The 6,089-nt window shown below is 35.6% G+C and carries 7 protein-coding genes and 1 other annotated feature; all 7 genes read left to right on the top strand.

The window, feature by feature from the left end; translation table 11 throughout:
* Window positions 1-145 precede the first annotated feature (145 nt).
* Window positions 146-484, top strand: a complete 339-nt coding sequence (locus HMPREF0367_RS01735) for a hypothetical protein (RefSeq protein WP_035400553.1) — start codon at window positions 146-148, stop codon at window positions 482-484.
* A gap of 98 nt (window positions 485-582) precedes the next feature.
* Window positions 583-3,642, top strand: a complete 3,060-nt coding sequence (gene dnaE / locus HMPREF0367_RS01730; RefSeq protein WP_035400551.1) for a DNA polymerase III subunit alpha — start codon at window positions 583-585, stop codon at window positions 3,640-3,642.
* A gap of 78 nt (window positions 3,643-3,720) precedes the next feature.
* Window positions 3,721-4,422, top strand: coding sequence for a TIGR00266 family protein (locus HMPREF0367_RS01725; RefSeq protein ID WP_035400549.1), 702 nt, complete (start codon window positions 3,721-3,723; stop codon window positions 4,420-4,422).
* Between the two features lie 89 nt (window positions 4,423-4,511).
* Window positions 4,512-4,581 (top strand) — a sequence feature (ribosomal protein L21 leader region).
* A gap of 18 nt (window positions 4,582-4,599) precedes the next feature.
* Window positions 4,600-4,902: a 50S ribosomal protein L21 gene (gene rplU / locus HMPREF0367_RS01720; RefSeq protein WP_015535861.1), complete on the top strand. Its 303-nt coding sequence runs from the start codon at window positions 4,600-4,602 to the stop codon at window positions 4,900-4,902.
* 2 nt (window positions 4,903-4,904) lie between these two features.
* The gene (locus HMPREF0367_RS01715) at window positions 4,905-5,219 is read left to right on the top strand and encodes a ribosomal-processing cysteine protease Prp (RefSeq protein WP_015535860.1); all 315 of its coding nucleotides are present in this window, start codon (window positions 4,905-4,907) and stop codon (window positions 5,217-5,219) included.
* 2 nt (window positions 5,220-5,221) lie between these two features.
* Entirely contained in the window at window positions 5,222-5,506 is a 285-nt protein-coding gene (rpmA, locus tag HMPREF0367_RS01710; protein WP_015535859.1) for a 50S ribosomal protein L27, read from the top strand.
* Between the two features lie 63 nt (window positions 5,507-5,569).
* Window positions 5,570-6,089: Obg family GTPase (locus tag HMPREF0367_RS01705; protein WP_035400547.1), on the top strand; the 520-nt coding region annotated here is incomplete at its 3' end.

Genomic DNA, 6,089 nt, shown 5'->3' with positions numbered 1-6,089 from the left:
CTCCGTCGGCACCAGTGCTTTATATAAAGGACTTTTAAGGGTCCGGCATAAATATGCACCCTTTACAAGTCTTTTTTTTGTTTTCTGATTAATGAAGAAGATGTATGATAAAAAGGTAATTGATAATAAAAAGGAGTTTGTTTAAATGATTATTGAAAACAATCCAAAAGAGTTGGAAGCAATGAAAAAATTTCATCAAGGAAATCGTCAAGAAGGATTAAGATTACAGGAAGAGTTTGTTGCAGAATTTCGCAAAGCGTATAGAGAAAAAGATCATTGCCCTTGTCAAAAAGCGTGTCGTTATCATGGCAACTGTAAAGAGTGTGTGGCAATTCACAGAGCTCATCAGGAACATGTTCCCAATTGTATGAGACCTATTCTTAATTCAAAGATAAAAGTATTATCTGAATTAACAGAACATACTATAGCCAATGAGATAGAGCCACCTCATGAAATATTAAGAAAAGAATTTCAAAATGATTAATATTACAAAGAAATTTTAGGTGTTATTTATGTCGGATATATGTCCGACATTTTTTTTAGGTAACTTTATGGTAAAATAAGTGCATAGAAGGAGAGTTTATGGTTCATTTACATACTAGGAGTGCATATTCATTATTAGAATCACCGTTTAGAATAGAACAGATAGTTGATATGGCTATTAAGTATGGTTTTAATCATGCTTGTTTAACGGACAAACGTTCTATGTATGGAACTATGAAGTTTATCAAACTTTGCCAGGAGAAAGGAATTCATCCAATTGTAGGGTTAGAAGTAGATTCTGTTTATCAAGATCAACCCTTTGATTTTATTCTGCTTGCTAAAAATGATAGGGGTCTGCAAGATCTTTATGCTTTAAGTACGATCTTAATGAATGATCCATCAAAGATCTCGCTGGAATTATTATTCAAGTATGTTTTGGATTGCATAGTATTAACTGCAGGAGATGATGATTCTCTTGAACAATATATTGATAATGATGAATTAGAAAAATTAGAACAAATTTTAAAATATTGTCATGAGCATATACCGGATTTCTATGTTTCTATTGCGATGAATGATTCAAAATATCGGGCAAATAAAAATGTCATTTTAAAAAGAGTTGCTCATGACTGTGGCTGCAGGACAGTTGCTCTATCTAGAATTTTTTATGCATATAAAGAAGATGTAGAAAAGCAGAGAATCTTAAAAGCAATCGATAAACAGACTACGATTCATGATCAAACATTGAATGTTTTGTATGATCGTTATTATCGTAGTCAAGAGGAAATGAACGCTTTATATGATAAAGATGATTTGAATGCGACAGAAGAAATTGCTGAAAAATGTAATATCCAATTGGCTATGAGAAAGAGTCATCTTCCTCACTTTGAAAATAAATTAGGTATTGACTCTCAAACATATTTGATCAAACTTTGTAAGAAAGGTCTTTTAAAGCGCTTGAATAATCATTTAACAGAAGAATATGTTAGAAGATTGGAATATGAATTATCCGTAATCAATTCCATGGGCTTTACGGATTATTTCTTGATTGTTTGGGATTTTATTCGTTATGCCAGAAGTCAAGATATTTATGTAGGTCCTGGACGTGGTTCTGCGGCTGGCTCATTAGTTGCATATTGCTTAGGAATTACACATATTGATCCTATTAAGAATCATTTATTGTTTGAAAGGTTTTTGAATCCGGATAGAGTGTCTATGCCTGATATCGATACAGATTTTCCAGATGATAGACGAGATGAAGTGATCCAATATGTAAAGGAAAAATATGGAGCTGGACATGTGTCTCATATCGTTACGTTTAATACCTTGAAGGCAAAGCAGGTGCTTCGTGATGTCGCAAGGGTCATTGCGATGCCAATACGAAAAGTAGATGAATTATGTAAATTAATTGGAAATGCCCCAAATATGACGTTGCAGATGGCATATCAGCAAATACCGGCTTTTAAAAGAATGATCGATACCGACAAAAAGGATCAAGAACTGTTTGAATTATGTCTTCCACTGGAAGGTCTTCCTCGACACATTTCCGTACATGCGGCTGGTGTCGTTTTAAGTGATCAGGATATTGAAAAAGTTTGCCCTTTAGTTCGAATTGATGAAGAAAATACAGCAACGCAATTCACACAGGAATATCTTGAAGACCTTGGTCTGATCAAGATGGATTTTTTAGGATTGCGTAATTTAACGACGATTTATCAAATTATTAATACTTTAAAACAGCACCATATAGATATTGATATCATGAAACTTCCTTTAAATGATGCCAAGACATATCAGTTGTTATCGAAAGGCGATACGATTGGAGTTTTCCAGTTGGAAAGTGAAGGAATCAAGAATTTATTACGTAAGATGAAACCTTCTAAGTTTGAAGATATCAGCGCTGTTTTGGCTTTGTACCGACCAGGTGCTATGCAAAATATCGATGAATATATCAAACGAAAGAATGATGCAAGTTTGATTGAGTATCCACATGAAAAACTTATACCTTATTTAAAAGAAACTTATGGCTTAATGATTTATCAGGAACAAGTTATGCAATGTGCTCAGGTTATTGGCGGTTTTACATTGGCACAGGCCGATAATCTAAGAAAAGCTATGTCTAAAAAGAAAGTTGAAATCATGCAATCTTATAAAGAGCAGTTTATTCAAGGTGCTCTAAATAATAAAGTGTCTTATAAGCAAGCAGGAGAACTCTTTGATTCCATGGAACGATTTGGAGGCTATGGGTTTAACAAATCCCACAGTTATGCGTATGGGTTGATTTCCTATCAGATGGCTTATCTTAAGGCAAACTATCCACTGTTCTTTTATCAAAGGTTATTAGATAGTGTTATAGGCTCAGAAGTTAAGACAGCTCAATATATATATGAGTGTCAACATAGAGGAATTAAGATATTGCCTTGTGATGTGAATCATTCTCAGGCTTCTTATACGATTGAAAATGATGCTTTACGCATGCCACTTCAAGTCATGAAAGGAATTGGAAGATCAATCTATCCGATTATCTTAAAAGAAAGAACTAAAGGAGAGTTTAAAGATGGTATTGATTTTGTGGTTCGTGTTTCGGCAGCAGGCTTGGGTGAATCATCTTTACGAATCTTAATCGATGGTGGAGCTCTAGATGGGTTTGAATATAATCGAGCAACATGGAATGAAAATTTATCTAAGATTTTAGATTATGCAAGGCTTGTTCGTGTTGAAGAAAAAAATCAGGTTCTTTTTGATTTTACAGTCGTTTCAAGACCTTCGATTTTAAAGATCAAAGAGAATACGCTTTTAAAAGCGCAACGAGAACACCATATTTTAGGTTTTTATTTAAGTGAGCATCCAGTACAAACTTTACGTAAAAAATATCCAAAATGTATTCCAATTTCTCAATTACAGGAAAAGATGGATTATGTGCAGGTGATAGGAAGGGTTGCAAGTTTTCGAACACACAAAACAAAACGACAGGATATGATGTGTTTTATGAATATTGAAGATGAATGCGGCAAGATTGACGTGGCAGTCATGCCGAGTCTTTATGATCAAAATAAGTTAAAAATCGAGCGTAATCAGATTGTCATTGTTCAAGGGAAAAAAGATCGTGATATGTCTATCTTGGCAAGACGTTTGGAGTGGGTAGATTCAGATAACTAATATTTTGTTTACAAGTATATGTGTAGTTGTTTATACTTTAGTTGCAGGTGGCAAAAAAGAAAGTTGAGGAAACATATTATGAATTTTAAAATTTTAGGCGATTCAGATTGTCCATTGGTACATATTGAATTAAGAACTGATGAGACAATCAAACTAGAACGAGGAGCAATGGCTTATATTTCAAATGCCCATTTGGAAGGTAAGATGAACAGCTCTAAAAAAGGGTTTGGCGGAGTTTTGAGCGCTATTGGTCGAAGCATAACCAGTGGAGAAAGTATGTTTATTACGCATGCTACTGGAGAAAGTGAAGATGCATATGTAGGAGCAGCTCCTGCTATCCCAGGTAAAATTCACTGTCTTCATGTAGATGCTAATAAACAGTATCGATTGAATACAGGTGCCTTCTTAGCTTGTGATGACAGTGTAGAGTATGTTATGAAATCACAAGATTTAGGAAAAGCAGTATTTGGAGGCACAGGTGGATTGTTTGTGATGGAAACACAAGGTGAAGGCGATTTACTGGTCTCAGCTTTTGGTGATATTTTAGCTCTTCAAGTGACAAGAGATAATCCAATTCGTATCGATAATGAACATGTTGTCGCATGGGATGCTACACTCAATTATGATATTTCAATCGCGTCAGGTACATTTGGCTTTACAACAGGCGAAGGGTTGGTCAATGAATTCCATGGGGAAGGTACAGTTCTAATTCAAACTCGTAATATTCATAGTTTAGCAGATGCGGTTCGACCATTCTTACCATCTTCTACAAGTAACTAGATATTATTTAACGAATAATGAAAAAAGTATTAAAATAACTTGACGTTATATGTTCTATTAAGTAAAATAAATGCGTTGCAGACTCCGATTCGGTCTAGCAACCGCACAGAAAAGGTTTAAGTTGCGATGCACACCTTTATGGCGAGTATCAGAATCATTTGAATAGGAGGTGCACATATGTACGCAATTATCGAGACAGGTGGAAAACAGATCCGTGTTGAAAAAGATGCAGTTATCTTTGTTGAAAAATTAGAAGCTAACGAAGGTGATACTGTAGTATTCGACAAAGTGTTGTTCGCCGATGGAAAAATTGGTAAACCATTTGTAGAAGGTGCAAAAGTTACTGGCGTAGTTGAAAAACAGGGTAAAGGTAAGAAAATCACTATCGTGAAATACAAACCTAAAAAATCTTCAACTCGTCGTAAACAAGGACACCGTCAGCCATATACTCGTGTAAAAATCGAAGCAATCGAGGCTTAATAATGGTTACAGTTAAAGTAGTCTGTGCCAAGGATCTCATTTCTTCAATTGAAATTGAAGGTCATGCAGGATTTGATGATTCTGGAAAAGATCTAGTATGCGCAGGTGCTTCTTCAATCTCTATTGGAGCATTGAATGCTTTGGATCAATTGTTTAAAAACGATTGTATCCTTGAAATGAAAGAAAATAGAATTTCTATCAAAGTAAAAGAATCAAAGGAAGGTCTTGAACAAGTCTTAAGATGTATTGTAATACAGCTTGAGACAATGGTTGAGAGCTATCCTGAATATATCAGAATCATAAGGAAAGAGGTGTAATCATGCGTTTTACATTAGATATTCAATTTTTTGCTTCTAAAAAAGGAGTAGGTTCTACTAAGAACGGTCGTGATTCTCATTCAAAACGTTTAGGTGCAAAATTAGCTGATGGACAGTCTTGTCATGCAGGAAGCATCATTTACCGCCAGCGCGGAACTAAAATTCACCCAGGTACAAACGTAAAACGTGGAGCTGACGATACTTTATTCGCATTGGTAAGCGGTGTTGTCAAATACGAACGTCTTGGTAAGGATAAAAAGAAAGTTTCTGTTTATCCACAGGCTTAAGGAATTATTTAGATCCCTGGTGATGGGATCTATTTTTTTGGTTATTAGAAAGGAGCTGCTAGAATGTTTGTAGATCAGGTAAAAGTACATATCAAGGCCGGTCGTGGTGGAGATGGAATCGTAAGTTTTAGACATGAAAAATATGTAGCCTACGGTGGCCCTTTTGGTGGCGATGGTGGTGATGGTGGTAATGTTGTTTTTGAAGCAGATCCAGGAATGACAACACTTTTAGATCTTAGATATCATCGCAAGGTATTCGCAACTCCAGGAGAAAAAGGTAAAAACAAAAAGATGCATGGAGCAAACGGAGAGGATAAGATTGTAAAAGTACCGCTTGGCACGATCGTAAAAGTTGCCGAAACGGGTCAAATCGTTGCCGATCTCACTAAGCCTCATCAACAACAGATCGTTGCCCATGGAGGAAAAGGTGGAAGAGGAAATTTCCATTTTAAATCCAGTCGTAATACAGCTCCAAAATATGCAGAAGATGGTAAACCAGGTGATGAGTTTGATGCAATTGTCGAGTTAAGAGTCTTGGCTGATGTAGGACTTGTCGGTTTTCCAAGTGTTGGGAAATCAACAT

Source organism: Faecalitalea cylindroides ATCC 27803 (assembly GCF_000469305.1).
Lineage (GTDB): Bacteria > Bacillota_I > Bacilli_A > Erysipelotrichales > Erysipelotrichaceae > Faecalitalea > Faecalitalea cylindroides.
The sequence above is the reverse complement of the archived record's forward strand: the minus strand, read 5'-3'. Positions and strand labels throughout refer to the sequence as shown.

Excerpts from the sequence above, each read along its gene's own strand:
- HMPREF0367_RS01715 (WP_015535860.1), top strand. The coding sequence starts at position 4,905 with ATGGTTACAGTTAAAGTAGTCTGTGCCAAGGATCTCATTTCTTCAATT.
- HMPREF0367_RS01735 (WP_035400553.1), top strand. The coding sequence starts at position 146 with ATGATTATTGAAAACAATCCAAAAGAGTTGGAAGCAATGAAAAAATTT.
- rpmA (WP_015535859.1), top strand. The coding sequence starts at position 5,222 with ATGCGTTTTACATTAGATATTCAATTTTTTGCTTCTAAAAAAGGAGTA.
- dnaE (WP_035400551.1), top strand. The coding sequence starts at position 583 with ATGGTTCATTTACATACTAGGAGTGCATATTCATTATTAGAATCACCG.
- rplU (WP_015535861.1), top strand. The coding sequence starts at position 4,600 with ATGTACGCAATTATCGAGACAGGTGGAAAACAGATCCGTGTTGAAAAA.
- HMPREF0367_RS01725 (WP_035400549.1), top strand. The coding sequence starts at position 3,721 with ATGAATTTTAAAATTTTAGGCGATTCAGATTGTCCATTGGTACATATT.